This window comes from Streptomyces sp. URMC 129, from assembly GCF_051386415.1.
Lineage (GTDB): Bacteria > Actinomycetota > Actinomycetes > Streptomycetales > Streptomycetaceae > Streptomyces.
In genome coordinates this window covers 1-24,682 of the sequence record NZ_JBPQTQ010000096.1, presented here as the reverse complement: position 1 = coordinate 24,682, position 24,682 = coordinate 1, and the positions used below count along the sequence as shown (strand labels likewise).

The window sequence follows — 24,682 nt, the reverse complement described above, 5'->3', positions numbered from 1 at the left end:
GCCCCCTCCCCAGCCCCTTGGCGGGTGGCGCAGGCAAGCGCCCCGCGGCGTGTACAAGCGCTGGCGCGTCCCGGGGCACCCCGCCCCTCGCCCGCCTCGGAACCGGCGGGGGGCGGGCCCATTCCCGCCCGCTCCGGCACCACCCCACCCCTGCCGGGGCGGGCGCCCACCACGACCCGCCACCCGTAAGGAGACGCCATGGTCAAAAGTGCCGACGAGATGGACGACGACGAGTTCTTCGCCAACGTGCGGGGTCTCGCATCCGCCGCGAACGCCGCGCACGACACGTCGCTGCCGCAGGATGTCCGCGAACTGGCAGCCGACCTCGGCGGCGACCTCGCCGACAGGCTCCGCAGCGACGCCGAGGATCGGTAACCGACCCCCGACCCCTGCCCGGGTCCGCGAGCGCCCGGGCAGGACTCCGGCGGCGGCTGCCAGCCGCCGGAACTGGGCCCCGGCCGTCACGAGTCAGGCGGCCGGGGCCCCTCCTAGACTGCTGACCGCCGCCGCAGATCGATCCAGCACGTACCGCCGTGGCAAGCTGCCCGGTCTGCGGCACGATCGTGTCTGTGGAGCCCGGCGAACAGGTTCCGATTCATCAGGAGACCGGCGAGCTGACCACCTGTCCCGGCAGCGGGCAGGCCGCGCAGTAAGGCGCCACAGCGGAAGCGAGGCGACGCCCCTGCCCTTCCAAGGAGAGGAGAGCGGGGGCGTTTCTGCATGTCAACGGACCGTAGACGCGACACACAGCCCGCAGTTACGCTACGCGCACAGTGTGTCGGCGGCGTGCGACCGAACCGGCGCCCCATAAGGGGGAGTGTCACATGACATTCTGTGGGAACCGCGTTTGCCGTGGCGGCAGGACCGGTATCCACGAGGAGGCGCCTTCTTCTCGTTCGGAAGTCACGGTCGGAAGCGCGCCGCCGCGACCCGTCCACGACCTCAAGGGGGTGGCATGTCCGTAGAACTGGGCAGCTCCAAGGTGCTCGACACGACCGGCACGCCGCATGTACCCGCGCAGCACGCACCCTCGTTGCCGCACGAAGCTCCCGCGGACACCGACAGCCTCGACACCCGCACGCTCTCGCGCTCCCTGTTCCAGCGCCTGGCCACGCTCGACGCGGACAGCCCGGAGCGCGGCTATGTGCGGGACACCCTGATCGAGCTCAACCTCCCGCTGGTCCGCTACGCGGCGGCCCGATTCCGCAGCAGGAACGAGCCGATGGAGGACATCGTCCAAGTCGGCACCATCGGTCTGATCAAGGCCATCGACCGCTTCGACTGCGAACGGGGCGTGGAGTTCCCGACGTTCGCGATGCCGACGGTCGTCGGGGAGATCAAGCGCTTCTTCCGTGACACCTCGTGGTCGGTGCGCGTGCCGCGCCGCCTGCAGGAGCTGCGGCTCGCCCTCACCAAGGCGAGCGACGAGCTGTCCCAGCGGCTCGACCGTTCCCCCACCGTCCCCGAACTGGCCGCGTGCCTGGGCGTTTCGGAGGACGAGGTCGTGGACGGCCTGGCCGTGGGGAACGCGTACACCGCCAGCTCCCTGGACTCCCCCTCGCCCGAGGAGGACGGCGGCGAGGGCTCGCTGGCCGACCGCCTCGGCTACGAGGACGCCGCCCTGGAGGGCGTCGAGTACCGCGAGTCGCTGAAGCCGCTGCTGGCCCGGCTGCCCGCCCGAGAGCGGCGGATCATCATGCTCCGCTTCTTCGCGAACATGACGCAGTCGCAGATCGGCGAGGAGGTCGGGATCTCGCAGATGCATGTCTCCCGGCTGCTGACCCGCACGCTCGCGCAGCTGCGCGACGGGCTGACCGCCGAGGAGTGACCGGGCCCGGACCGGCGGACGCGTCGCCGGTCCGGGGAGTGCGACGGGCGTCCGCGCGCCGTCGGGCTCGGCCGCGGCCTCTCAGCCGCAGCCGTGTGCCCTCAGCCGAGGGCCAGCCAGGCCACCGCGACGACCACGACGAGCACCAGCACCACACCGGCGATCATGCCGACGCGCGGCCCGGACGAGACCGCCGCCGAGGCGGCGGGTGCCGAACGCCGGTTCTGCGCCTCGTCGTTGACGAACGCCTGGAACATCTGGGTGCTGCCCGCCGGGTCGTAGTCCTGCGGACCCTGCTGAGGTGCCTGGGGATTGTGAGCCATGCCTGCCGACCCTAGCGAATCCTCCGCCGTCACTGAAGGCTGGTCCGCAGCACCGGCAGTCCGCTCGGGGTCCTGATCTCCAGCGACCTGATGTCCGCGCGCGGCAGCGGCGTGGACACGGCCACCCGCGCCGTCTCCTCGGGCAGCACGTGCCAGCGGGCGAGTTCGTCCGCCGCGCCGTCGTGGTCTATCGCCACCAGCACGTAGTCGCCCACCTGGTCACCGCCGTAACGGCACTCCATCCGCACCCGCGTCCCGCCGCCGTCCTCCGCCGGGACGAGCATGATGTCGGCGCTCACCGGCCAGTTGCCCAGCGGCGTCATCGCGGCCACGGTCGGCCGCTCGTCACCCCCGGCGCCGGTGCTCCCGGAGGCACCCGTGAGGGTGAACGACACCACCAGGCACGCCGCCAGCGTCACCCCGCCCGCCGCCGTCAGCACCGCCAGCCCGCGCCGCCGCCGGCGCTCCCGGGCGACCCGCGCCAGCAGCGCGGGCAGCAGCGACGCCGCGGGCGGCCCCGGCCGCAGCCCCAACTCCCCGCCGCCGGGCGCCACCTGGCCCAGCAGGCCGAGCAGCCCCGGCAGCCCGGCCAGTTCGCCCACGGCCCGCGCGCAGCCGTCGCAGCCGCGCAGGTGCTCCTCGAACTCGGCCCGGTCGTGCGGGGAGAGCGCCCCGAGTACGTACGCCCCGTCGTACATCGCGAAGGGGTCCGCGCTCATCGCGTCACCCCCTTTTCCTCCAGTACCAGGCGCAGCGCGCGCAGGGCGTAGTGCGTCCGCGACTTGACCGTGCCCTCCGCGACGCCGAGACGGGCGGCGGCCTCGGCCACCGACAGCCCCTGGAAGTAGCAGAGCACCAGCACCTCGCGGTGGCGCTCGGTGAGTTCGGCCAGCGCGTCGGCCACCAGCCAGCCCTGCACGGCGCGTTCGGTGTCGTCCGGCACGGCCAGCTCCGGGGGCTCACCGGTGCTGATCTCGGCGCGCGCCGCCGCCGAGCGCCAGTTGTCGATGACGATGCGCCGGGCGACGGTGAACAGCCAGGTGCGCGCCGAGCGTGTCGTCTGGTCGAGCACGCCCGGGTGCCGCCAGGCGCGCAGCAGCGTCTCCTGTGCCACGTCCTCGGCCCGGTCCCGGTCGCCGCCGGTGAGCTGGAGCGCGAACGCCCACAGGGCGGCGGCGTGTTCGTCGTGCAGGGCACGCATCAACTGCTCCTCCGGCGGCTCTTCCCGCGAGGGCCGGGGCCGTGCGGGCCGGGTCTTGTGGGGCCGTTGCCGCTGAGGCTGTTCCCGCGCCTGGTCGTTCACGCCCGCCGGCCCCGCTCCCGGAGCCGCGGGCCGAGCAGGGCGGCGCCGCCCAGGACGCAGACCGCCTCGGTGATCACGCCCCACACCTCCTCGTCCGTGCGGAACTGCTCCTCGACGCCGAAGAAACCGACCGTCAGCGACAGGGCGTAGGCGCCGAGCGTCGCCGCCCCGTAGGCGACCGCCGCCAGCTCCGGCAGCCAGTGCCCGCGCCAGGCCAGGACGGCGAGGGCCAGGACCGGCCCGGCGGCCACGTTGACCAGGAAGAGCGGGCCGACGACGTCCTCGTCACGCGCCCAGTCCCGCCACACCACCAGGTGCACCCAGGCCGAGCCGAGCAGGCCGAGTGCCGTCAGTACCCGCAGTGCCCCGCCCACCGCCATGGCTCGCTCCTCGCTCCCTCGCTCGCGCGCCCCGCGTCCCTCACCCCGACCACACGTGCCGCAACGGCGCGGGGTTCAACTATCCCGCGCCCGCCGCGCGCCCGTGCCACCACGGTCCGGCATCGGGTTGAACCGGTCGGTGACCGGCTGCGTGTGCTCGGGTATGACAACGACCCCGCACGACCACCAGCGGCGGACGGCCCCGTGCCGCCGCTCCGTTCTCGCCGCCTCCGCCGCCTCCGCCGGGGCCCTCGCGCTCACCGCGTGCGGCGACGGCAGCGGCGCCGAGGACGCCGCCGAGCCCGGCGCGGGACCGATCGCGGCCCTCGTCGACGTGCCGGTCGGCGAGGCCGTCGCCGTCAAGACGCCGAACGGCGCGGACGCGCTGCTCTTCCGGTCCGACGAGACGACCGTCACCGCGTTCAGCGCGATCTGCACGCACGCCGGCTGCACCGTCCAGCCGGACGGCGACCAGCTGCACTGCCCGTGCCACGACTCGTTCTTCGACGCGGCCACCGGTGAGCGCCTCGAAGGCCCGGCCGACGCGCCGCTGCCACCCATCCGGGTCAAGATCGAGGGCGATCGCGTGGTCACCGAGTGATACCGGAATAGCGGGTCCCGCCGCGCGGTTGCGCCCCTCATGGACTCCACACTCGCGCAGAAGCCCGCCGGGGGCCTCGGCCGCATCGGCGTCTGGAGCAGCGCGCTGCGCTCCGAAGACCCGGCGCGGCGGACGGAGATCGCGGACGCCGCCCATGAGCTGGACGAGCTGGGCTACGGCACGATCTGGCTCGGCAGCAACCCCGGCGTGGCACAGGCCGTTCCGGTGCTCCGGGCCACCAGGCGGATCACGGTCGCCACCGGCATCCTGAGCATCTGGGAGCACGAAGCGGACGACGTGGCCCGGGCGTTCGCGGAGGTGAACGCGGCGCACGGCGAGCGCTTCGTGCTCGGCCTCGGCGTCAGCCACAGCGCCCTGACCGACCGCTACCAGCGGCCGTACGCGGCGATGCGCGCGTACCTGGCGGCCCTGGACGCCGCCGCGACCCCGGTCCCGGCGGACCGGCGGGTGCTGGCGGCGCTCGGCCCGAGGATGCTGGAGCTGGCCCGCGACCGGGCGCGCGGCGCGCACCCGTACCTGGTGACCGTCGAGCACACCGCCCGGGCGCGCGAGACGCTCGGCAGCGCGGCGGTGCTCGCGCCGGAGCTCAAGGTGGTCCTCGACCCCGACCCGGACCGGGCGCGCGCCACCGCCCGCGCCTACCTGTCGTACTACCTGGCGCTGCCCAACTACACCAACAACCTGCTGCGGCTCGGCTTCACCGAGGACGACTTCCGCGACGGCGGCAGCGACCGGCTGCTGGCCGAGGTGTTCGTGCTGGGCGACGCGGAGGCGATCCGGTCCCGGGCGGAGGACTACTTCGCGGCGGGCGCCGACCACCTCGCGCTCCAGGTCGTCACGGAGGACCCGACCCGCGACATCCCCCTCCCCGCCTACCGGACCCTGGCCGCCGCGCTCGGCCTCACCGGCCATGATGGGTAGATGACCGCCACCCTCCGGCTCGCTCAGCGCGAGGAAGCCGACGCGCTGCTGGCCCGCAGCCCGCTGGCCGCGCTCGTCGGCATGCTCCTGGACCAGCAGATCCCGATGGAATGGGCCTTCACCGGCCCCTGGACCCTGGCCACCCGCCTGGGCCGCGACGACCTGGACGCCCGTGAGATCGCGGCGCACGACCCGGAGGCGTTCGCCGCGCTCTTCGCCACCAAGCCGGCGATCCACCGCTACCCCGGCTCGATGGCCAAGCGGGTGCAGGCCCTGTGCCGGTACCTGGTCGACCACTACGACGGCGACGCCGCCGTGGTCTGGAACGGCGCGGCGGACGGCAAGGACCTGCTGCGCCGGGTGCTGGCCCTGCCGGGCTTCGGGCAGCAGAAGGCCCAGATCTTCGTGGCCCTGCTGGGCAAGCAGCTCGGCGTCACCCCGGACGGCTGGCGCGAGGCGGCGGGCCCGTACGGCGAGGAGGGCTCCTACCGCTCGGTCGCCGACATCACCGGCCCCGAGTCCCTGAGCCGGGTCCGCGCGTACAAGCAGGAGGCGAAGCGGCGGGCCTGACCTCAAATTTCCCTCTGAGGTTGGCCGGTTGCCTTTTACCTGGCCCCGCTGTGGGCATGGTGCAGATGTGACGCCGACCACACGGCGCGGTTTGAGCCCGGGGGAGTCTGCCATGACAGGCAACCACTTCGCTCCGAACGAGTCCGGCGCGGCCCCGCTCCCCGAGATCGGGACGATGGCCCTGGACAGGTCACGCGGCATGATCGGCCGCGTCATGGCCCACCTCCACGGCACGATCTGGCTCCGCCCCCCGGGCGGCGGCCACGAATGGACGGCCCGTCCCGAGGACGTCACCCCCCTCACGGCCAGCGAATCCCTGCGCGCCCGCGTCAAAGAACTGAACCACCGCACCCGCACCACGGGCTGACCGGTCCGTCCGTACCGTGTCTCTACCGTCACCCGGCGTACCCCCAGCCTGTTACCCGCCGTGATATAGCGTGCGCGGTCCGACACGCCACCGCCGAGGGGTTGACCGCCCGTGCATGTTCCGAACCCACCTCCCCCACGGCCCGCGTGGCGGCATCCGGCCCTGCTCATCACCGCCCTGGTGCTCCTGCCGCCCGTCGGCATCGTCCTCGTGTGGCGGAGCGGCTGGCCGCGGCGGAAGAAGATCATCGCGGCGGTCGTCTCGGGGGTCTGGTTCGCCCTCATCCTGTTCACCCCCTCGGAGGACGAGCAGCCGGACGACGAACCCCGCGCCGAACCCCGCCGGACGGCGCGGATACCGGATCTGACCGGCCGCGACCTGGCCTCCGCCAGTGACGCCGCCGACGACGCCGGTTTCCGGTCCACGTCCCACGACGCGACCGACGAGGACGCCGGCCAGTGGGTCCAGGAGAACTGGTCGGTCTGCTTCCAGTCCCCGGCGGCCGGCACCGAGGCCGCCCCCGACACGGTCATCGACTTCGCCGTCGTCCGCGACGGCACGCCCTGCCCGCCCCGCGACGGCGCGGCCGTCCCCCACCCCGAGGTGCCCGGCGTCCTGGGCCTCCCGTTCGCCGACGCGGAGTCGGCGATGCGCGAGGTCGAGCTAACCGGCATCGAGGCGGAGAGCGCCTATACGGACGTGCCCCTCCCGGCGGAGCACGACGACTGGGTCGTGTGCTTCCAGCACCCGGCCGAAGGCGAGAAGATCCAGCACCCGGACACCGTCGACGTCACGCTGTCCCTCACCGCCCCCGCCACGGACTGCCCCACAACCGAAGGCACCGACCTCCACCCCGATCCGCCCACCACGGACGACGAGGAGGCCGGGAACGAGGACGACGGCGGGTACGTCTACTACGAAGACTGCGCGGCAGCCCGGGCCGCCAACGCGGCCCCGCTGCACCGCCACGACCCCGGCTACCGGGACGCCCTCGACGGCGACGACGACGGCATCGCCTGCGATACCTGACCACCCACGCGAAAGCCCCGTTCCGCGAACCGGAACGGGGCTTCGATATGTGTGCTGCGCGCTCGGCAGGATTCGAACCTGCAACCTTCTGATCCGTAGTCAGATGCTCTATCCGTTAAGCTACGAGCGCTCGGCCCGGGGGCCGTGTTGCGGGGACAACATTACATGACCCGGCCGTCCTGGTGAAATCAGATCCGGGGGGCCGGGCTGACCTGCGGAAACAGCAAAAGCCCTGGTCGGTGGGGACCAGGGCTTTCGGGTGTTCTCGATCTTGTTCTGTCGGCGGAGGCTCCGGGATTTGAACCCGGGATGGGGGGTAACCCCAAACCGCATTAGCAGTGCGGCGCCATAGACCAGACTAGGCGAAGCCTCCTCGCACAGCAGCGCGAGCGCCGCGTGCGAGCAAATGATGCCACAGCCCGAACGGCCGCAGCCAATCGGATCCCACCCTACGGGGGTGTCGTCGTCGCGTCGAGTTGCGCAACGCAACGGGCCGAGGAGCGTTAGCAGTGGGAGCGGAGGCATCACCCGCCTCGCGCCACTCGTCGACCCTACGCGTCAGGAGCACCCGTATGCCGTACAAGAGCCTCACCGCCGTTCTCGCCCTCGCCACCTCCGCCGTGCTGCCGGCCGTCGCCGTCGCCGACGAGCCCAGTGCCGACACCCACCGGCTGGAGATCACCGTCACCGGGACCGGGGAGACGGACGGCACCTTCCTGCTGACCTGCCAGCCCGCCGGGGGCGACCACCCGCAGCCCGAGGAGGCGTGTGCCGCGATCGAGGCGGCCACCGCGCCGTTCGAGCCGGTGGCGGCGGACACCCTGTGCACCTATATGTACGGCGGACCGGCCACCGCCACGGTCGAGGGCACGTGGAACGGGGAGCCGGTGCGGGCCGAGTTCAGCCGCTCCGACGGGTGCGAGATCGCCCGCTGGGACGCGCTCGTTCCGGCGCTGCCCGCCCTGAGCTGACCGGCTCTGAGCTGCTTCTTCCGCACGCACCGCCGCGTCCGGCGCGGCTGCCCGTAGACTCCCCCTCATGACACGCACGGGGTACGTGCATCCGGAACACGTGGGTCAAGGGAGGAACCGACGTCGTGAGCAGCAGGCCAGCGAGGGGCGCTGCTCGCCTCGCCGCCATACTCGACGCGTTGCCCGACGCGCTGTTGCTCGTCAACGGCAACGGCACTGTGGTCAACGCGAATGCCATCGCCGTGGAGACGCTGGAGGTGCCGGGCGCCCCGCTGATCGGTCGCGGACTCCTCGATATCGTGCCTGATTTCGACCCGCGCCGGATCCCCGGTTCCATGCGCCGCCCGGAGGAGGACCCCAGCGTCCGGACCAAGCCCACCCGGATGGTGGCCCGGCGCACGGACGGTGTCGAGCTGCCGGTGGAGGTGACCAGCGCCGGCCTCGGCGCGGGTCACGCTCCGTACGCGTCCGCGATCGAGGCGGCGTTTGCGGACGACTACACCGGTGAGGAATTGCTGGTGCTGATCATTCGCGACCTTTCCGGCGCCCTCGACACGGAGGCCGAGCTGGTCCGCCAGCAGCGGCAGACGGAGATGATCCTGCGCGCCGCGTCCGAGGGCGTGGTGGGCGTGGACACCGCCGGCCGGATCGTGCTGGTCAACCCGGCGGCGGCGCAGATCCTCGGCCACCGCGCCAGCCAGCTCGGTGGCCAGGAGCTGCACCCGCTGGTGCAGCACTCGCGGGCGGACGGCACCCCGTTGGCGTTCGAGGAGACCCCGCTCCACGACACGCTCACCTCCGGCCGCAAGCACCGGGTGCGCGGGCAGGTGCTGTGGACGAAGGACGGCCGGGCGGTGCCGGTCGATGTGACCACCGCGCCGGTGCGGGACGGGGATCAGCTGGTCGGTGCGGTCCTCGCCTTCACCGACCGCCGCGCCTACGACGCGCTCGCCGCCCGCCACGCGCAACTCCTGTCGGTGCTGCGCGAGAGCCTGCGCGGACCGCTCGACCAGCTCCGCACAGAGCTGGCGGCGCTGGCCTCCGACCCCGCCGGGCAGTTGTGGCCCGAGGCGAACCAGGTGCTGCACCATCTCGCCGCCGGGTACGCCCGGATGACCACCCTGGTCGACAACGTGCTCAGCTACCAGCGGCTGGACGAGGGCCGGGAGAAGCTGTCGTTCAAACGCATCTCGCTGGACACGGTCGTGTCGGCGGGCGTCGAGGGCGCGACCGAGCTGATCGGGCCGGGGCGCGCGCAGTTCGCGGTGCACGCTCCGCCGATCGAGGCGGAGGTCGACCCGGACCGGATGGCGCAGGCGCTCGCGCATCTGGTGGCGGATGTCGCCGGGGTGGACGCGACCGGGCAGGCCGTTCCCGCGGCGATGTCGCCGGGGGCCGACTCCACGATCGTGGTGGCGGCGGCGCAGCGCGGTGACGTGGTGCGGATCGAGGTGCGCGGGCCGTATCCGGGTGGCCATCCGGTGCACGAGCCGATCGTGCGGGGCATCGTGCGGCAGCACGGCGGGGTGCTGCAGACGCACCAGGTGGGCGGTTCGTCGGCGTACGTCCTGGAGGTTCCGGTGCTGGCGGCCGGGGGAACGGCTCCCCGGGCGGTCCCGGCGCGCGACGCGACCGGGGACACGACGGTGATGCCCGTTCCGGCGCAGCCCGTCCGGGGGACGACGGCGAAGACGCCGATGGCCATAGAGCCGGTGCCCGACACGCCGACCGGGCGGCGGCGCAGGCATTCCGGTGCCCCGGCGCCGTTGCCGGAGCAGGGCGGCCAGGCTCAGGGCCACGGGCAGGCTCAGGGCCACAGGGCGGGACAGGGACACGGGCAGGGACAGGGACAGGATCCGGGCCAGGATCCCGGCCGGAGTCAGGGGAACGGGCAGGAGTTCGGCCCCGGGCACGGCCGCCGGCGGCGGGCGCTCGGGGCGGCCGAGGAAGCCCCGGTGCCCACGCCCGCGCCCGCGCGGGGACCGGCGCACGCCCCGCCGCCCGCGCCCATGCCCGAGCCCGAGCCCGCACCGATGCCCCAGCCCGAGCCGACCGGGCGGCGCCGCAGAGCGGCGTCCCCGCAGGAGCCGCTCGCGCTGGGCCCGGCGGAGCACACGCCCCAGGACCCGACCGGCGCCGCCGCCCTCGAACCCGCCGTTCCGCAGAACCCACAGCAGCAACAGCAGCACCAGCAACAGCCGACCGGGCCCGTTCCCGAGACCGGTCCGGAGGAGAGCGACGAGCCGCAGGTCGTCGAGCACACGGTCGTCGCGGCCAGCCCGATCCTCGACGGCAGCGCCCCGCCCGTTCCCCCGCGCCGGCAGCCGCGCGCGCTGCCCATGCCCGGCAGCGACCGGGCGAAGACCGGCCCCCGGTCGTCCGGCGTCAGCGTGCAGACCCTCGGACAGGGCGTGCCGGTCACTCCGTCCCTCCCGTCACAGGGCGGCCCGCACCCGGCTCCGGCCCCGGCCCCCGTCCCGGCTCCCGGGCAGCCGGTGCGCCGCCGCAAGCTCGCGACGCCGCCCGCCGACGACTCGCGCGGCGCGGGGACCGGCGGACGGCAGGACTCGCAGGGCCGCGGCCGTCAGTTCGCGATCGGCGCGCCGGCCGTCGGGGCCGCCGAGGGCCCCGAGCCGCTGGACGGCCCGAACGGCGCGGTCGAGGTCACCGAGGCGCACACCGGCGGGCGCGGGCTGCGCCGCCTGACCGCTCCGGCCGACGACGAGCTGCCGCCGGAGCCGCTGGACAACCCCAGGCGGCTGCTGGTCTGGCCCGAGCCCGACGTCTCCACGCAGCAGGCGCTGACCGACCGCGGCTACCGGCCGGTGATCGTCAACTCGCGCGAGGAGGTCGACGCGCAGATCGCCGCCTACCCGGCCGCGCTCTTCGTCGATCCGCTGACCGGGCCGATCACCCGCACGGCGCTCCAGTCGCTGCGGATGGCGGCGGTGGCGGCCGAGGTGCCCGTGCTGGTGACGGCCGGCCTGGGCCAGGCGAGCCGCGAGGCCGCGTACGGCGCGGACCCGGCCGTTCTGCTCAAGGCATTGGCGCCCCGGGACAGCGAGCAGCACCCGCCGCGGGTGCTGCTGGTGGAGGAGCAGCAGGCGATCGCCCACGCGCTGACCGTCTCCCTGGAGCGGCGCGGCATGCAGGCCGCGCACGCCGCCTCGGACGCCGAGGCGGTGGAGGTGGCGGCGCAGATCCGGCCGAACCTGGTGGTCATGGACCTCAACCAGGTCCGGCGCCGGCGGGCCGGGATCATCGACTGGCTGCGGGTGAACGGGCTGCTGAACCGCACGCCGTTCGTCGTCTACACGGCCGCCGAGATGGATCCGAGCCAGCTTCCGCTGCTGGCCTCGGGGGAGACGGTGCTCTTCCTCGCGGAGCGCTCCACCAACCCCGAGGTCCAGTCCCGGATCGTCGACCTGCTGGCCAAGATCGGCGCCCACTGACCGCGGACTCCCCGGCCCCTCAGCGGATCAGCCGATCGGCAGATCAGCCGATCAGCGGAGCGTTGTGACCGTCAGTTCGCCCTTGGCGTAACGGGCGCGGAGCAGCTTCTTGTCGAACTTGCCGACGCTCGTCTTGGGCACGGCGTCGATGGTCGTCCACCGTTCGGGCAGCTGCCAGCGGGCGATCCGTTCGCCGAGGAACGCGCGCAGCTCCTCGTACGTGACGCTCCCGGCGTCCTCCGCGCCGCTCAGCACGACGGCGGCGAGGGGGCGTTCGCCCCACTTCTCGTCGGGCACGGCCACGACGCAGGCCTCGGTGACGGCGGGGTGGGCCATCAGGTGGTTCTCCAGCTCGACCGACGATATCCACTCGCCGCCGGACTTGATGACGTCCTTGGCGCGGTCGGTCAGCGTCAGATAGCCGTCGGGCGTGATCACCCCGACGTCGCCGGTGCGCAGCCAGCCGTCCGGGCTGAACTTGTCCTCCGGGCGCAGCGGCTCGCCGTCCGCGCCGCCGTAGTACGCGGCGGCGATCCACGGGCCGCGCACCTCCAGCTCGCCCGCCGACACGCCGTCCCACGGCAGGAACGAGCCGTCCGGGCCGGTCAGCCGGGCCTCGACGCCGGCCGGGAAACGGCCCTGGGTGATGCGGTAGGGCCACTCCTCCTCGGGGCTGAGGCCGGGCGGCGGGACGGCCATCGTGCCCAGCGGCGAGGTTTCGGTCATGCCCCAGGCGTGGGTGACGCGGACACCGTGTCGTTCCTCGAACGCCTTCATCAGCGCGGGCGGACAGGCCGAGCCGCCGATGCTGACGCGTGCGAGGGACGACATGTCGCGGGGCGTGGCGGCGAGCTCGGCGAGCAGGCCCTGCCAGATGGTGGGCACGGCGGCGGCGTGGGTGGGGCGTTCGGCGGCGATCATGTCGGCGAGCGGCGCGGGCTGGAGGAACCGGTCGGGCATCAGCAGCCCGGTGCCCGTCATGAAGACCGCGTGCGGGATCCCCCAGGCGTTCACGTGGAACATGGGCACGACCGTGAGCGTGGTGTCGGCGTCCGTCAGGCCGATCGACTGGGTCATGCTCACCTGCATCGAGTGCAGGTAGACCGAACGGTGGCTGTAGAGGACGCCCTTGGGGTCGCTGGTGGTGCCGGAGGTGTAGCAGAGGGCGGCTGCGGTGCGCTCGTCCAGCACGGGCCAGTCGTACGAGGTCGGGCGGCCGGCGATCAGCGACTCGTACGCGTGGACCGCCGCGCCGGTGCCGGCCGCGGCGGCGCGGAGCGCGGCGGTGTCGCCGGGGCCGACGACCACGAGGTGCTCGACCCGGGGCAGGCCGGGGAGGAGCGGCGCGAGGAGCGGGATCAGCGTGCCGTTGACGAGGATGACGCGGTCGGCGGCGTGGTTGACGATGAAGCTGAGCTGCTCGGGCGGGAGCCGGAGGTTGAGCGTGTGGAGGACCGCGCCCATGGAGGGGATCGCGAAGTACGCCTCCAGGTGCTCCGCGTTGTTCCACATGAGGGTCGCGACGCGGTCGCCGTCGCGGACGCCGAACTCGTCGGCCAGCGCGTGGGCGAGCTGGGCGGACCGTTCCCCCACCTCGGCGAAGGTGCGGCGGTGGGGGGTGCCGTCGCCGGTCCAGGTGGTGACCCGGGATCCCGCGTAGATGGTGGAGCCGTGCCGCAGGATGCGGCTGACCAGTAGGGGAACGTCCTGCATCAAGCCGAACACGGTGGCCTCCCGCTGTCGCGCGCGCGTCGTCAGGCGCGGGTCGTGGGTGAGCGAGCTGGGTCACCGGTGATTCTGGCGGCGCGCGGCGTCGGCGCACTACCCCCCGTGCGCCGTGAGGCGGAAATTGGTGGCGGGGCGCGCGGCGGCGGGCCGCGGGCCGTGCTGCCCAGGCGGTCAGGCGGGCCGTCGGACGGCCGGGCGGACAGCCGGGCGGTTAGGCGGCCATGGCCTGGTCGGCCTGGCTGATCGGGGTTTCGCGGGCGGCGACCTGGGCCAGCTCGACATCCTCGCGGAGCTTGGCCAGCGCCCGGGAGACGGCGCTCTTGACCGTGCCGACCGAGACCCCGAGCACCTCGGCCGTGGACGCCTCGCTGAGGTCCTCGTAGTACCGCAGGACGACCATCGCGCGCTGGCGGGCGGGCAGCTTGCCGACGGCCCGCCACATGGCGTCGCGGATGGCCTGCTGCTCGGCGGCGTCGGGCTCCGGGCCCGGGTCGGGCTCGGGCAGCTCCTCGACGGCGAACTCGTCGACGCGGCGCTTGCGCCACAGCGAGGTTCTCGTGTTGAGCAGGGCCCGGCGGACGTAGCCGTCGAGGGCCCGGTGGTCCTCGATCCTTTCCCACGCCAGGTACGTCTTGGTGAGGGCGGTCTGCAGCAGGTCCTCGGCGTCGCTGGGGTTGGAGGTCAGCGAGCGGGCGGTACGCAGCAGCACCGCGCCGCGCGCCTGCACGTACGAGGTGAAGGTCGGCGGCGTGCCCGTCTGGGCTGTCCTGGGCGTGGTCATGCCTTACAAATTAGGTGACATTACCGCCGGAATGGATCGGCCAGAGGTCGCGATGCCGCCTCCCCCCCAGGGTGTAGAAGGGGTGCCGGCACCACCTCCCAGAGGTGGAGGGGGTCTCCTCCTTACCCCCAGTCGTGCTCAGGGATTCACCTGATGATCGCTGGTGACCGGCCGCGGCCAGGGGCGACCGGCCGGTAGGCACGGCCGGTGCGCGCGGTCCATGCGCGTGGTCCATGCGCGTGGCCGCGCGGCCCCACCGTCCAGCGGTGTGGCCGCGCGGCCTGACCCTTCGCGTCGGAGCCGGTGGCGTACCCCAGAACGTCACCGGCCCCCGTGGCTCACCCGGCGGACACCGGGGCGAGGGCGCCGTCCGCACCGGCGATGACGTTCTCGTTGGACGCGCCTGCGGTGGCGCTCCGGCCCAAAGGGACCGCGGCGAGCGCGGCGGCGGCCCGCGCGGGGCGGATGCTTGCCATTCATTTCCTCCGTGGGCATCACGTGGTGGTGGATCGCGACGTCGCGATCCGAAATTGCCCACAAACCCGCCGGGAATTCATCTGGATTGGGGGGATTCGCTCGCATGAATGACGGCCGCCGGTTAAACCTCGTTCAGCCGGTGGCCGTCAGCTCCTCGATCCTTTTGACGAAGTCGGCGGCCGGGAGGGGGAGTTCCAGCTCGTCGACGAACTGGACGGCGTCCGGGACGTAGTGCACGACCGCGGCGGCGGCCTCCGTGAGGTACGCGCGGTCGCCGCGCAGCAGCGCGAGCACGCGCAGCACCAGGCCGGGGTTGCTGCCGTCGGCCGGCACGGTCCCGCCGCCGGTGTCGGCGTCGACGGCGACGCCGACGGCGACATCGACGTGACTGATGCGCTCGGGGTCGGGGTCGGGGTCGCGGTGCGTGGGGCGGTCGGCGTCGCCGCCCTCGGCCTGCCGGTGCCAGAGCTCGGCCTCCCAGCGCTCGCCGTGGGCGAGGTGGTGCAGGTAGAGGCAGTAGGCGGCGGCGGCGTCCCCGGCTCCGGCCGCGTACTGCCACCAGAAGCGCGCGCCGTCCTCGCGCCCGGCCAGTTGCAGCACGCAGCCCAGCACCCGGGCGCCGTCCGGGTGCGGGATGCGCCGCGCCAGGAAGACGGCCAGGTGCTGGAGGGCGCCCTCCTGCTCGACCACGGTCTGGCACAGGATCCGCAGGCGCCCGGCCGTCTCCGCGTCGTGGCCCGGATGGCCCGGACGGCCCGCGTGACGCGCTCGGCCCGGATGGCCCGGGTGGCCCGGGGCGTCCGCTTGGCCCGGGTGGCCCGGCAGTCCAGCGCGGCCCTCCATCCGGCACTGGCGCGGCACGTGGTCGGCGAGCCGGGACTCGACGCGGGCCGCGATGCGTGCCTCGGCCGCCTCGATCTCCTGCTCGGTGTACGTGTGGGGCCGGCGGGCGAGGGCCGCCCTGGCCAGCGCGTCGTCAATGGACCGCCGCGTCGTCACCGCTCACCTCCCGGGCCATGGCCAGCCAGTCACCGCGGCCGGCGGCGTCCAGCCCGAGCGCCTCCTTCAGCCGGTGCCGGGCGTACCGCTCGGTGGACCGGACGCCGGGCAGGCTGATGCCGAGGATGTCGGCGGTCTCGACCGTGCTGTAGCCGATGCAGTAGCGCAGCACGATGACGTCGTGCTGGCGCTCGGGAAGCTCCCGGATGGCCTGGTAGAGGGACAGGCTCTCGGCCAGTTCCCCTATCGGGTCGACGGCGTCGCGCAGGGCCCGGGTCTCGAACACCGCCGTGTCCGCCACGACCGCCCGGCGGCCGAGGGAGTGCGCGGCCTCGACGGTGTGCCGCTTGAGCACGGTCCACGCGTGACCGGCGGGGCCGTCGAGCCGCAGCACGTCCGGCCACTCGGCGGCAAGTTGTTCGAACGCGCGATCGACGGCCTCCTCGGCGTCGGCTCTCGTGCCCAGGAACAGCTCGGCCCAGCGCACGTAGGCGGGCCGGTAGAGCTGGTGGAAGGCGCGGAAGTCCGCCGGCAGCGGCGACAGCGGAGCCACGCCACCGCGCGGGGCGGGCAGGGGCTCGGTCACCGAAGCCCCTCCCGGCGCGCGGCGTTCCCAACGAGCTGAGCGTTCACGGACCTTCGGGTCCTCTCTTGGTCTCCATCGACAGGGTGGCACGCCGACCGGCGGACACCGATCGTGCATGGCGTGGGTCATAGATCTTACGGAAAGGAGCCTATCCGTTACGGAAAAGACCGGCTATTGCCACAACGTGGCTGACCGTGATCATCCTTTCACCGCGTACAGATGACCGTCGTCGCTGCCCACGTAGACGATCCCTCCGGCGACCGCCGGCGAGGAGCGGACCGAGGCGTCGGTGGTGAACGTCCAGCGGTACCTGCCGGTGGCGGCGTCCACAGCGTACAGATTGCCGTCGGCACTGCCGATGTACACGACGCCGTCGACGACGGCGGGCGAGGAGATGCCCGCCGCGTCGGTGAGCGGGAACGACCAGCGGCGGGTACCGTTCGCCGCGTCCACCGCGTAGAGCCTGCTGTCGTCGCTGCCGACGTAGACGGTTCCGCCGGCCACGGCGGGCGAGGAGAAGACGCGGGCGTCGGCGGCGAACGCCCAGCGCCGCTCGCCCGTGGCCGCGTCCACCGCGTACAGGCGGGCGTCCGCGCTGCCGACGTACACGGTGCCGTCCACGACGGCGGGCGAGGAGAAGATGTCGCCCTCAGTGGCGAACTCCCAGAGCTGCTCCCCGCTCTTGGCGTCCACCGCGTACAGACGGCCGTCCAGGCTCCCGACGTAGACGACGCCGTCGGCGGTGGCGGGCGAGGAGTCCACGACGTCGCCGGTCGCGAACTCCCAGCGCGGCGCGCCGCTTTCGGCATCCACGGCGTACAGGTTGCCGTCGCCGCTGCCGACGTAGACGTACCCGCCGCCGAGCGCGGGCGAGGAGAGCACGGCGTCGTCGGTGCCGAACTCCCAGAGTCTTTCCCCGTTTTCGGCGTCCAGCGCGTACAACTGACCGTCGAGGCTGCCCACGTACACGACGCCGTCGGCCACCAGGGGGGAGGACAGCACCCGTTCGGCGGTGGAGTAGGCCCATCGCCGGGCGCCGCTGGCCGCGTCCAGCGCGTAGAGGCTGCCGTCCAGGCTCCCCACGTACACGGTCCCGTCCGCGACGGCCGGGGAGGAGACCACGGCGTCGCCGGTGGCGAACGCCCAACGCCGCTCCCCGGACGGGATGTTGGCCGCGTCGTCCCCCGCCCCGCGCCACCGGTCGCCGACCAGGCCCGCCACGAGGGCCGCGGCGGAGACGCCCGCGACTCCGGCGCCGAGGCCGAGGAGCGTGCGCCGCCGGACCGGCCTCGGCTCCGGATCCGGCTCCGGGCCGCCCAGGCCCGGCGTGGTGCCGCCCAGCGGAACGGGCGGCAGCGCGGCGCTCGCCCGCGAGTGGAGGTCCCGGACCACGGGTACGGGCAGCCAGTCGGTCTCGGCGAACACCCGTGCCGTGTCCAGGGTCTTGCTGGCCATGCCGGTGAGCCGGTCCAGCAGCGCGGGCAGGGTGGGGCGTTGGGCCGGGTCCTTGGCGAGGCAGGGCTCGACCAGCGCGCGCAGCTCGGGCGGCAGCCCCTCCAGCTCCGGATCCTCGTAGACGGCACGGTAGTTGAGGATGTGCGCCGAGCCGCCGCCGAACGGGCCGGAGCCGGTGGCCGCGTACGCCAGCACCCCACCGAGCGCGAAGATGTCGGCGGCCGTGCCGACCGGCTTGCCGGTGAGCTGCTCGGGGCTGATGAATCCGGGGGTGCCGACCGTCATGCCCGCCTGCGTCAGCATGCTGGCGTCACCGGCCACGGAGACCCCGAAGTCGATGACGCGCGGACCGTCCGCCGCCAGCAGCACGTTGGACGGCTTGAGATCCCGGTGCACGACTCCGGCCTGGTGAATGGCCTCCAGTGCCTCGGCGAGCCCCGCGCCCAGCACCAGCACGGATTCCAGCGGCCAGGGCCCGTGCGCGGCCACCGCGTCCCCGAGCGATATCCCCGCCACGTACGCCGTGGCCAGCCAGGCCGGAACGCCCTCGGGGTCGGCGTCCACGACGCCCGCGGTGAAGAATCCGTTGACCCGCCGGGCCGCGTTCACCTCGCGGGCGAACCGCCGTCTGAACTCCGTGTTCTCCGCGAGCTCCGGGTGCACCACCTTGACGGCCACCCACCGGCCGCCGGGCGAACGCCCCAGGTAGACCCGCCCCATTCCCCCGGCGCCGAGCCGCGCGATGATCCGGTACCGGCCCACGTGCGAAGGGTCCTCCGGCCGCAGCGCCCTGAATGCCTCCATCCCGTCTCCCTTTCCGCCCCTCGCCGACGGAAAAACCATAAGGAGCAACGCACTCAGGATCGACCGTGCACGCCGGGCGGGGTCCCGCGGCTCGGGTAGGGTGGCCGGGACCGAACGGATGTGGAGGAGGTGAGTGGCGATTACCGGTACCAGTGGCTCGCACCGGGCGCTCTCACCCGTGGACGGCTGAGGGAGCGCCTGCGGCACCCCCGAAAGGCCCCCGCATGTCCCGCCCCGGTCCTTCCTCTTCCCCTTCCCCTTCGTCTTCCTCTCCCTCTCCCTCCTTCTCCTTCGCGGAGATCGTCACCCGGCTGCGCTCCTCCGGCTGCGTCTTCGCCGAGGACGAGGCCCGCCTTCTCCTCGCCGAGGCCCGTACGCCGTCCGGACTGGCCGCGATGGTCGACCGCCGCGTCGCCGGCCTGCCGCTCGAACAGGTCCTGGGCTGGGCGGAGTTCTGCGGCCTGCGGATAGCCGTCGCACCCGGCGTCTTCGTTCCGCGCCGCCGCACCGAGTTCCTCACGGACCGGGCCGCCGCCCTCGCCCCGCCGCGTCCGGTGATCGTGGACCTGTGCTGCGGCTCGGGCGCGGTGGGCGCGGCCCTCGTCGCACGGCTCCCCGGCGCGGAGGTGCACGCGTCGGACATCGACCCGGCGGCGGTCGCCTGCGCCCGCCGCAACCTGCCCGCCGCGGCGGACCGGGTCCACGAGGGCGACCTCTACGCCCCGCTCCCCCCGGCCCTCCGCGGCCGGGTCGACGTCCTGGTGGCCAACGTTCCGTACGTCCCCACCGGGCAGATCCCCTTCCTCCCGCCGGAGGCCCGCGACCACGAGCCCGCCACGGCCCTCGACGGCGGCCCGGACGGCCTGTCCCTGCTGCGCCGCGTGGCGGCGGAGGCACCCGCGTGGCTCGCGCCGGGCGGCCATCTGCTGTCGGAGACGAGCCAGGCGCAGGCGCCCGCGGCGCTGGCCGTCCTCTCCGCGGCGGGACTGCTCGCCCGCCTGGCCACCTGCGACGACCTGGACGCGACGGTGGTGATCGCCGGCCGCCCGGTGGCGTGACGGCGCGCCTTCCGCCGGGGCGACGGCGCGCCGTCCGGCAAGGAGGGCGCGCCAGGGGCTTCCGGGACCGGCCGCCTCTTGTTAGATTTGATGTCAACAAGGGGTCCCGACGGCCAGTGACCCCGCTGCCGGAGGTGTGGTTGATCATGAGCGGCACGGTGACAGAGCCCCAGCACACAGAGGACGTTTCGCGACGGCTGCTGGAGTCCGCGGCGAGGCTTTCCTTCGACCCGGCGGACGAGGTCGACTGGGACGCGCCGCTGGCGCCCGGCCTGCACGGCCTCAACCCGGAGTGGAGCACCCTGTACGGGACCGCCCTGTGGGACCGCATGCCGGAGGAGCAGCGGGTGACGCTGACCCGGCACGAGGTGTGCTCCATCATGAGCACCGGCATCTGGTTCGAGATGATCCTCCAGCAGATGGTGCTGCGGGAGCAGTACGGGAAGAACCCGGCGACCGCCGAGTTCCAGTTCGCCCTGACCGAGGTGGCGGACGAGTGCCGCCACTCGATCATGTTCGCCCGCGCGTGCGAGAAGATGGGCATCGCCGCCTACGCCCCGAAGCGGACCATCCTCGAACTCGGCCGGTTGTTCAAGTCGTTGGCCGTCGCCGAAGTCGCCTACGCCTCCATCCTCGTGGCCGAGGAAGTCCTCGACCTCATGCAGCGCGACGCGATGCGCGGCGAGGACGTGCTGCCGCTGGTGCGGACGACGAGCCGTATCCATGTCGTCGAGGAGTCCCGGCACATGCGGTTCGCCCGCGCGGAGGTGCGTGAGCGGCTGCGCGACGCGGGCCGGACCCGCCGCGCGACGAGCGCCGTGTCCGTGGCCCTCGTCGCGTACTTCATCGTCACCAGCATGGTCAACGACCAGGTGTACGCCGCGGCCGGGCTCGACGTCGACGAGGCCGTGCGGGCCGCCCGCGAGAACGAGCACCACAAGGCGATGCTGCGCAGCGGTGCCGCCAACCTCATGAAGTTCCTGGGAGAGGTCGGCCTGCTGACCCGGCCCGCCATGTCCATCTACCGGCGGATCAGCCTCATCTGACGCATCCGGCTGACCGGACCGGCCCACGAGGCCCCGGTGGCCTCGGCCCCGGGAAGCGAGAACGGCGCGCTCACCATGCCCTACACCATCACCCAGACGTGCTGCAGCGACGCGTCCTGCGTCTCGGTCTGCCCCGTCAACTGCATCCATCCCGCCCCCGGCGAGCCGGACTTCGGCACCACCGAGACGCTGTACATCGATCCGCGCACCTGCATCGACTGCGGCGCGTGCACCGACGCGTGCCCGGTGGACGCCATCGTCCCCGGCGACCGCCTGAGCGCGGCGGACGCCGTCCACGCCGAGTTCGCCGAGCGCTACTACGCCGCACGGCCCGGCCAACAGGACTGGAACGAGCCCGACTTCCCCCAGCCACTACCCGCCGGGAGCGGCGACCTGCGGATCGCGGTCGTCGGCACGGGACCGGCCGCCCACTACACCGCACAGGCCCTGCTGCGCAGGACGGGCGCCGAGGTCACGATGCTGGACCGGCTGCCCGTCCCGGGCGGCCTGGTGCGCTTCGGGGTGGCCCCGGACCACCCGTCCACCAAGGGCATCGGGGACACCTTCGCCGAGCTGCACCGCCACCCGCGGCTGCGCATGCACCTCAACGTCGACGTCGGCCGGGACGTCACCCACGCCGAACTCGCGGCCCACCACCACGCCGTGGTGTACGCGGTCGGTGCCGACTCCCCCCGGCCGCTGGGCATTCCCGGCGAGGGCATGCCCGGCACCGCGCCGGCCACCGCCTTCGTCGCCTGGTACAACGGCCACCCCGACGTCCCCTCCCCCGGCGTGGACCTGGCCACCGCCGAACGCGCCGTCGTGATCGGCAACGGCAACGTCGCCGTCGACCTGGCCCGCGTCCTCACCCTCGACCCCGCGCTCCTCGCGCGCACCGACATCGCCGACCGGGCACTGGCGGCGCTGCGCGACAGCACCGTGCGCGAGGTCGTCCTGCTGGGCCGCCGCGGCCCGGCGGAGGCCGCGTACACCCGGCCCGAACTGCACGCGCTGAAGCACCTGCCGGGCGTCCGGCTCGTGATCGACGACCGGCCGGGAGTGCGCGAGGCGATCGCCGCCGACGCCGCGACGGCGGCGCTGCTCGGTGACGTGCCGGTCGAGCACACGGACTGGACGGCACCGCCCCCGCCGGGTCCGGGCCGCCGTATCGTCCTGCGCTTCCTGACCTCGCCCCTCGAACTGACCGGCGACGGAAGGGTGACGGCCCTCCGGGTCGGCAGCGGTGCCGGGTCCGGGTCCGGGTCCGGGTCCGCGGACACGATCCGCGCCGAGGTAGTGCTGAGCGCCATCGGCCACCGGGGAACTCCCCTGCCGGGGCTGCCGTTCGACGACGCGACCGGCGCCATCCCGCACGAACACGGCCGGGTCGAGGGGCTGGTGGGCGTCTACGTCGTCGGGTGGGCCAAGCGCGGCCCGTCCGGAGGCATCGGCGCCAACCGCCGCTGCGCGCAGGAGACGGTGGACGCCCTGCTGGAGGACGCCGCCGCCCGACGGCTGCCCCACCCGGCGGCGGGCGCACGGGAGTTCACCCGCCTGGTCCGCCGCCGCCGGCCCGAGTCGGTCGGCCGCCGCGGCGCGCAGGCGATCGACCGCGCCGAACGCGAGAACGGCCGCCGCTCGGGCCGCCCCCGGGTGAAGCTCACCACCACGGCCGAACTCCTCGCCGCAGCACGCAAGTTCACGACGATGTCGGCCAGGGGGTGATGGTGCCCGAACCGGCCGGGGGCGGGTCGATCACGCCGCCGACGCCGGAACGGCCCGCGGGAACGCCGACGATGTGGACGGTCACGTGCCGCCGGACGGCTTCGCCGAACACGGTGACCACGGCATCGGTGAGGGACCGGATCAACCGCGCCGGAACGTCCTCGACCCCCGGCAGGCGCAGCGCCGCCTCGCGCAGGTGCAGCGAGACCACCGGCGCGTTCGGCCCGCCGGATTCGCCGCCGACGCCCCACCGTTGACGCGGGACGCCGAACAACTCGACGACCGCCAGGGAGCGCAGGTGCTCCCCGTAGACCCCGCCCAGCGCGTCGGTCAGCGCCAGAACGAGCTTCGGCTCGACCTCGCCATCGAGCTCCTCCTCGTGGATCCGTACCTGGAAGTGCGGCATGACGCCTCCGTCCGGCGGTCCGCGACCACCTTTACTTTGAAAGCAAAACATATTTGCGTGCAAAACTAAACGCCGAGGTGCCCTCTGTCAACGGCCGAACCGTTCACCACGGGCATGCCCCGCCATGCGTTTTCACCAGGGGCACGATCCGCGCGACGAACCCGGTGGTCGGCGGCACCGTCTCCGCGCCCGGCCGGCGCGTCCGCCTATCGGCCGGCGCGCCACACGGCGAACAGGGACGCGGTGACAGCCGTGACCGCCCCGAACGCGGCGGCGCCCGCCACGACGTAGACACCGGCGGACACGGTCAGGATCGCGAGCAATCCGGCCAGTTCGAGGGTGCGCACGGCAACGGGCGAGCCGGATGGGCCAGTTGCCCGACGCTGCCTCCTGACGGGCGCGCGGTCGCCCGGAACCCGACGATCGTCGTTCGACGGCACTCTGTCCTCCTCGAAGCGATGCGAGGGAACGGTCCGGGTCCTTGACGCCATCGGCTCTGTGCTGTGTCCGCACGCCCTCTTGGGTCAATTCCCCGGTCACGCCGCCCATGCGGCGCTTTCCGTTCCCCCCGAGGACGTGCGTCGCCGACCGCCGGAACGCTGGAGACAGCGCGCGGCCAGGCGAGGCACATCACACTCTCAACTTACCTACGCACACGAGGAGTCAAACCGTCGCACTCATCGCCGCAGAGACCACTCCCGAGGCCCGGGCCGTGGCTCGCCCCCGGCATGCGGCCGTCCGGTCGTACGAGCCATGCGGCAAGTCGCAGTCGAGCTCGGTCTGAACGCCACGGGCCCCACGGCGTGCGGTCGCGCGGACGAGCCGCCCCGTGAACTGACGGCCCAGCCTGGCCTCGCCGTGAGCTGCGCGGCGACGGACGCGATACTCGCATGATTCGTGGCCGTGTGAAGCGGAGGAACCGTGGGGGCTTTGAGTGCGGCGTGGCGACGTCTCCTGCCATGTGAGGTGCCGCTGCCGGCCGATCTGCGCCGGACCGTCCGGTGCCGGGACTGGCCGGCCATCCAGGCCCACCTGGAGGCGGTGAGCGGTGAGGAGCGCGAGCATCTGCTGAGCCGCCTCGGAGAGTCGGCGGTGCTGCGGGAGTGGCTGCCGGGCGTCGTCACCGACGACACGGCGCCCTCCCTGGTCCTGCTGTCCGCGGCCTGTCACATCAGCGGGGCCCACCACCCCAGTGGCATGTGGTGTGCCAGGTGCGCCGTCACCGGAGCAGCGGCCGGACACGCGAGCCGGACTGGGTCGAGCCCTGGTCGGGCTGTTCGTCGTCGCGACGGCGCTGGAGGCCGACACAGGCCTCGGCCGGGAGCTGTTCGACGAGGTGGTACGCCGCGTGCCGGGGCATGTCGGCGCGCACGGACGGTACCTTCAGCAGGCGGGCGCCCGGCACGGGGGCTCGGACGAGGCCATGCACGCCTTCGCCTACGGCGCGATGACACACGCCCCCGGCGGGAGCGCGCTGGGTGTGCTGGCTGCCGAGGCACACCTGGAGTCACTGGCCACTTCGGGTGCCCAGGCATGTGGCTACCTGCGCAATCCCCTCGTCGCCCGGCAGCTCCACGACGCCGCCGACCGCTCGGTCCGGCACCCCGACTACCGGCGGGGACCGTACTGGGTCTGGGAACACAACATGTTCGCCATGATGTTCGCCCTGACCGGCGAACGAGCCGCCGCCCGCCACATGTTCCGAGTCCTCCGCGGCCGGGTCTCGCAGCGTCCCTGGCAGTCGCTGAAGGGCAACCCGATCCGCACGCACCGCCGGACACGTCACCACAGCGGCATCTGATTCTGAACACAACCCGGGACGCCCCCGCCCCCACCGGCACGATGCCCACC

The 24,682-nt window shown here is 73.5% G+C and carries 25 protein-coding genes and 2 tRNA genes; 13 read left to right on the top strand and 14 right to left on the bottom strand.

What is annotated here, in order from left to right; genetic code table 11:
• The first annotated feature begins 198 nt into the window (after positions 1–198).
• Positions 199–375, top strand: a complete 177-nt coding sequence (locus ACSNOC_RS19505) for a hypothetical protein (protein ID WP_436748780.1) — start codon at positions 199–201, stop codon at positions 373–375.
• A gap of 580 nt (positions 376–955) precedes the next feature.
• The gene (locus tag ACSNOC_RS19500) at positions 956–1,828 is read left to right on the top strand and encodes an RNA polymerase sigma factor SigF (protein WP_436748779.1); all 873 of its coding nucleotides are present in this window, start codon (positions 956–958) and stop codon (positions 1,826–1,828) included.
• A 101-nt stretch (positions 1,829–1,929) separates the two neighbouring features.
• Here ACSNOC_RS19500 and ACSNOC_RS19495 read toward each other — a convergent pair whose 3' ends face one another.
• The 4 genes from ACSNOC_RS19495 to ACSNOC_RS19480 form a co-directional block, all read right to left on the bottom strand.
• Positions 1,930–2,151, bottom strand: coding sequence for a hypothetical protein (locus ACSNOC_RS19495; protein ID WP_436748778.1), 222 nt, complete (start codon positions 2,149–2,151; stop codon positions 1,930–1,932).
• A gap of 29 nt (positions 2,152–2,180) precedes the next feature.
• A complete protein-coding gene (locus tag ACSNOC_RS19490; protein WP_436748777.1) occupies positions 2,181–2,870 on the bottom strand; it encodes a zf-HC2 domain-containing protein in 690 nt (229 codons plus the stop codon).
• Entirely contained in the window at positions 2,867–3,352 is a 486-nt protein-coding gene (locus ACSNOC_RS19485) for a sigma-70 family RNA polymerase sigma factor (protein WP_436748776.1), read from the bottom strand. The genes ACSNOC_RS19490 and ACSNOC_RS19485 overlap by 4 nt, the downstream gene beginning before the upstream one ends.
• Positions 3,353–3,450: 98 nt before the next feature.
• Positions 3,451–3,834: a hypothetical protein gene (locus tag ACSNOC_RS19480; RefSeq protein ID WP_436748775.1), complete on the bottom strand. Its 384-nt coding sequence runs from the start codon at positions 3,832–3,834 to the stop codon at positions 3,451–3,453.
• 163 nt (positions 3,835–3,997) lie between these two features.
• Between ACSNOC_RS19480 and ACSNOC_RS19475 the strand changes: the two genes are divergently transcribed.
• From ACSNOC_RS19475 to ACSNOC_RS19455, 5 genes are all read left to right on the top strand, one after another.
• On the top strand, positions 3,998–4,435 hold the full coding sequence (locus ACSNOC_RS19475; RefSeq protein ID WP_436748774.1) for a Rieske (2Fe-2S) protein: 438 nt from the start codon (positions 3,998–4,000) through the stop codon (positions 4,433–4,435).
• Between the two features lie 39 nt (positions 4,436–4,474).
• A complete protein-coding gene (locus tag ACSNOC_RS19470) occupies positions 4,475–5,377 on the top strand; it encodes an LLM class F420-dependent oxidoreductase (RefSeq protein ID WP_436748773.1) in 903 nt (300 codons plus the stop codon).
• Complete coding sequence (locus ACSNOC_RS19465) at positions 5,378–5,947, top strand: HhH-GPD-type base excision DNA repair protein (protein WP_436748772.1); 570 nt, start codon at positions 5,378–5,380, stop codon at positions 5,945–5,947.
• Positions 5,948–6,059: 112 nt separating this feature from the next.
• Entirely contained in the window at positions 6,060–6,314 is a 255-nt protein-coding gene (locus tag ACSNOC_RS19460) for a hypothetical protein (RefSeq protein ID WP_436748771.1), read from the top strand.
• A 111-nt stretch (positions 6,315–6,425) separates the two neighbouring features.
• A complete protein-coding gene (locus ACSNOC_RS19455; RefSeq protein WP_436748770.1) occupies positions 6,426–7,343 on the top strand; it encodes a PASTA domain-containing protein in 918 nt (305 codons plus the stop codon).
• 57 nt (positions 7,344–7,400) lie between these two features.
• Here ACSNOC_RS19455 and ACSNOC_RS19450 read toward each other — a convergent pair.
• Positions 7,401–7,473: transfer RNA gene (locus tag ACSNOC_RS19450), tRNA-Arg, on the bottom strand.
• Positions 7,474–7,626: 153 nt separating this feature from the next.
• Positions 7,627–7,716, bottom strand: a tRNA-Ser gene (locus ACSNOC_RS19445).
• Between the two features lie 199 nt (positions 7,717–7,915).
• Between ACSNOC_RS19445 and ACSNOC_RS19440 the strand changes: the two genes are divergently transcribed.
• Together ACSNOC_RS19440 and ACSNOC_RS19435 are read left to right on the top strand one after the other, a co-directional pair.
• Positions 7,916–8,314: an SSI family serine proteinase inhibitor gene (locus tag ACSNOC_RS19440; protein WP_436748769.1), complete on the top strand. Its 399-nt coding sequence runs from the start codon at positions 7,916–7,918 to the stop codon at positions 8,312–8,314.
• A 125-nt stretch (positions 8,315–8,439) separates the two neighbouring features.
• A complete protein-coding gene (locus tag ACSNOC_RS19435; RefSeq protein ID WP_436748768.1) occupies positions 8,440–11,766 on the top strand; it encodes a PAS domain-containing protein in 3,327 nt (1,108 codons plus the stop codon).
• Between the two features lie 51 nt (positions 11,767–11,817).
• Here ACSNOC_RS19435 and ACSNOC_RS19430 read toward each other — a convergent pair whose 3' ends face one another.
• The 6 genes from ACSNOC_RS19430 to ACSNOC_RS19405 form a co-directional block, all read right to left on the bottom strand.
• Positions 11,818–13,491 carry a long-chain fatty acid--CoA ligase gene (locus tag ACSNOC_RS19430; protein ID WP_436748767.1) on the bottom strand — a complete coding sequence of 558 codons (1,674 nt, stop codon included), beginning with the start codon at positions 13,489–13,491 and terminating at the stop codon, positions 11,818–11,820.
• Between the two features lie 214 nt (positions 13,492–13,705).
• A complete protein-coding gene (locus ACSNOC_RS19425; RefSeq protein WP_436748766.1) occupies positions 13,706–14,275 on the bottom strand; it encodes a SigE family RNA polymerase sigma factor in 570 nt (189 codons plus the stop codon).
• Positions 14,276–14,613: 338 nt separating this feature from the next.
• Positions 14,614–14,751, bottom strand: a complete 138-nt coding sequence (locus ACSNOC_RS19420) for a hypothetical protein (protein ID WP_436748765.1) — start codon at positions 14,749–14,751, stop codon at positions 14,614–14,616.
• Positions 14,752–14,884: 133 nt separating this feature from the next.
• Positions 14,885–15,751 (bottom strand): collagen-like triple helix repeat-containing protein, encoded by an 867-nt coding sequence (locus ACSNOC_RS19415; protein WP_436748764.1) that lies wholly within the window; start codon positions 15,749–15,751, stop codon positions 14,885–14,887.
• Positions 15,729–16,337, bottom strand: coding sequence for a sigma-70 family RNA polymerase sigma factor (locus ACSNOC_RS19410; RefSeq protein ID WP_436748763.1), 609 nt, complete (start codon positions 16,335–16,337; stop codon positions 15,729–15,731). Before ACSNOC_RS19410 ends, ACSNOC_RS19415 begins: the two co-directional genes overlap by 23 nt.
• Before the next feature lie 198 nt (positions 16,338–16,535).
• Positions 16,536–18,596 (bottom strand): outer membrane protein assembly factor BamB family protein, encoded by a 2,061-nt coding sequence (locus ACSNOC_RS19405; protein WP_436748762.1) that lies wholly within the window; start codon positions 18,594–18,596, stop codon positions 16,536–16,538.
• A gap of 224 nt (positions 18,597–18,820) precedes the next feature.
• Here ACSNOC_RS19405 and ACSNOC_RS19400 point away from each other — a divergent pair, with 224 nt between their 5' ends.
• The 3 genes from ACSNOC_RS19400 to ACSNOC_RS19390 all read left to right on the top strand — a co-directional run bounded on the left by ACSNOC_RS19400 (position 18,821) and on the right by ACSNOC_RS19390 (position 22,425).
• Positions 18,821–19,654 (top strand): putative protein N(5)-glutamine methyltransferase, encoded by an 834-nt coding sequence (locus ACSNOC_RS19400; protein WP_436748761.1) that lies wholly within the window; start codon positions 18,821–18,823, stop codon positions 19,652–19,654.
• A 146-nt stretch (positions 19,655–19,800) separates the two neighbouring features.
• A complete protein-coding gene (locus ACSNOC_RS19395) occupies positions 19,801–20,700 on the top strand; it encodes an AurF N-oxygenase family protein (RefSeq protein WP_436748760.1) in 900 nt (299 codons plus the stop codon).
• 75 nt (positions 20,701–20,775) lie between these two features.
• A complete protein-coding gene (locus tag ACSNOC_RS19390; protein WP_436748781.1) occupies positions 20,776–22,425 on the top strand; it encodes an FAD-dependent oxidoreductase in 1,650 nt (549 codons plus the stop codon).
• Here ACSNOC_RS19390 and ACSNOC_RS19385 read toward each other — a convergent pair.
• Complete coding sequence (locus tag ACSNOC_RS19385) at positions 22,400–22,831, bottom strand: tautomerase family protein (protein WP_436748759.1); 432 nt, start codon at positions 22,829–22,831, stop codon at positions 22,400–22,402. The two genes, ACSNOC_RS19390 and ACSNOC_RS19385, sit on opposite strands and share 26 nt — an antisense overlap.
• 206 nt (positions 22,832–23,037) lie before the next feature.
• Complete coding sequence (locus ACSNOC_RS19380) at positions 23,038–23,178, bottom strand: hypothetical protein (RefSeq protein ID WP_436748758.1); 141 nt, start codon at positions 23,176–23,178, stop codon at positions 23,038–23,040.
• 857 nt (positions 23,179–24,035) lie between these two features.
• On the opposite strand from ACSNOC_RS19380, the gene ACSNOC_RS19375 reads away from it, so the two are divergent.
• The gene (locus tag ACSNOC_RS19375; protein ID WP_436748757.1) at positions 24,036–24,632 is read left to right on the top strand and encodes a hypothetical protein; all 597 of its coding nucleotides are present in this window, start codon (positions 24,036–24,038) and stop codon (positions 24,630–24,632) included.
• Positions 24,633–24,682: the final 50 nt, after the last annotated feature.

Excerpts from the sequence above, each read along its gene's own strand:
- ACSNOC_RS19480 (WP_436748775.1), bottom strand. The coding sequence starts at position 3,834 with ATGGCGGTGGGCGGGGCACTGCGGGTACTGACGGCACTCGGCCTGCTC.
- ACSNOC_RS19405 (WP_436748762.1), bottom strand. The coding sequence starts at position 18,596 with ATGGAGGCATTCAGGGCGCTGCGGCCGGAGGACCCTTCGCACGTGGGC.
- ACSNOC_RS19425 (WP_436748766.1), bottom strand. The coding sequence starts at position 14,275 with ATGACCACGCCCAGGACAGCCCAGACGGGCACGCCGCCGACCTTCACC.
- ACSNOC_RS19400 (WP_436748761.1), top strand. The coding sequence starts at position 18,821 with ATGTCCCGCCCCGGTCCTTCCTCTTCCCCTTCCCCTTCGTCTTCCTCT.
- ACSNOC_RS19475 (WP_436748774.1), top strand. The coding sequence starts at position 3,998 with ATGACAACGACCCCGCACGACCACCAGCGGCGGACGGCCCCGTGCCGC.
- ACSNOC_RS19440 (WP_436748769.1), top strand. The coding sequence starts at position 7,916 with ATGCCGTACAAGAGCCTCACCGCCGTTCTCGCCCTCGCCACCTCCGCC.
- ACSNOC_RS19395 (WP_436748760.1), top strand. The coding sequence starts at position 19,801 with ATGAGCGGCACGGTGACAGAGCCCCAGCACACAGAGGACGTTTCGCGA.
- ACSNOC_RS19465 (WP_436748772.1), top strand. The coding sequence starts at position 5,378 with ATGACCGCCACCCTCCGGCTCGCTCAGCGCGAGGAAGCCGACGCGCTG.
- ACSNOC_RS19470 (WP_436748773.1), top strand. The coding sequence starts at position 4,475 with ATGGACTCCACACTCGCGCAGAAGCCCGCCGGGGGCCTCGGCCGCATC.
- ACSNOC_RS19420 (WP_436748765.1), bottom strand. The coding sequence starts at position 14,751 with ATGGCAAGCATCCGCCCCGCGCGGGCCGCCGCCGCGCTCGCCGCGGTC.
- ACSNOC_RS19385 (WP_436748759.1), bottom strand. The coding sequence starts at position 22,831 with ATGCCGCACTTCCAGGTACGGATCCACGAGGAGGAGCTCGATGGCGAG.
- ACSNOC_RS19500 (WP_436748779.1), top strand. The coding sequence starts at position 956 with ATGTCCGTAGAACTGGGCAGCTCCAAGGTGCTCGACACGACCGGCACG.
- ACSNOC_RS19490 (WP_436748777.1), bottom strand. The coding sequence starts at position 2,870 with ATGAGCGCGGACCCCTTCGCGATGTACGACGGGGCGTACGTACTCGGG.
- ACSNOC_RS19485 (WP_436748776.1), bottom strand. The coding sequence starts at position 3,352 with ATGCGTGCCCTGCACGACGAACACGCCGCCGCCCTGTGGGCGTTCGCG.
- ACSNOC_RS19505 (WP_436748780.1), top strand. The coding sequence starts at position 199 with ATGGTCAAAAGTGCCGACGAGATGGACGACGACGAGTTCTTCGCCAAC.
- ACSNOC_RS19495 (WP_436748778.1), bottom strand. The coding sequence starts at position 2,151 with ATGGCTCACAATCCCCAGGCACCTCAGCAGGGTCCGCAGGACTACGAC.
- ACSNOC_RS19460 (WP_436748771.1), top strand. The coding sequence starts at position 6,060 with ATGACAGGCAACCACTTCGCTCCGAACGAGTCCGGCGCGGCCCCGCTC.
- ACSNOC_RS19390 (WP_436748781.1), top strand. The coding sequence starts at position 20,776 with ATGCCCTACACCATCACCCAGACGTGCTGCAGCGACGCGTCCTGCGTC.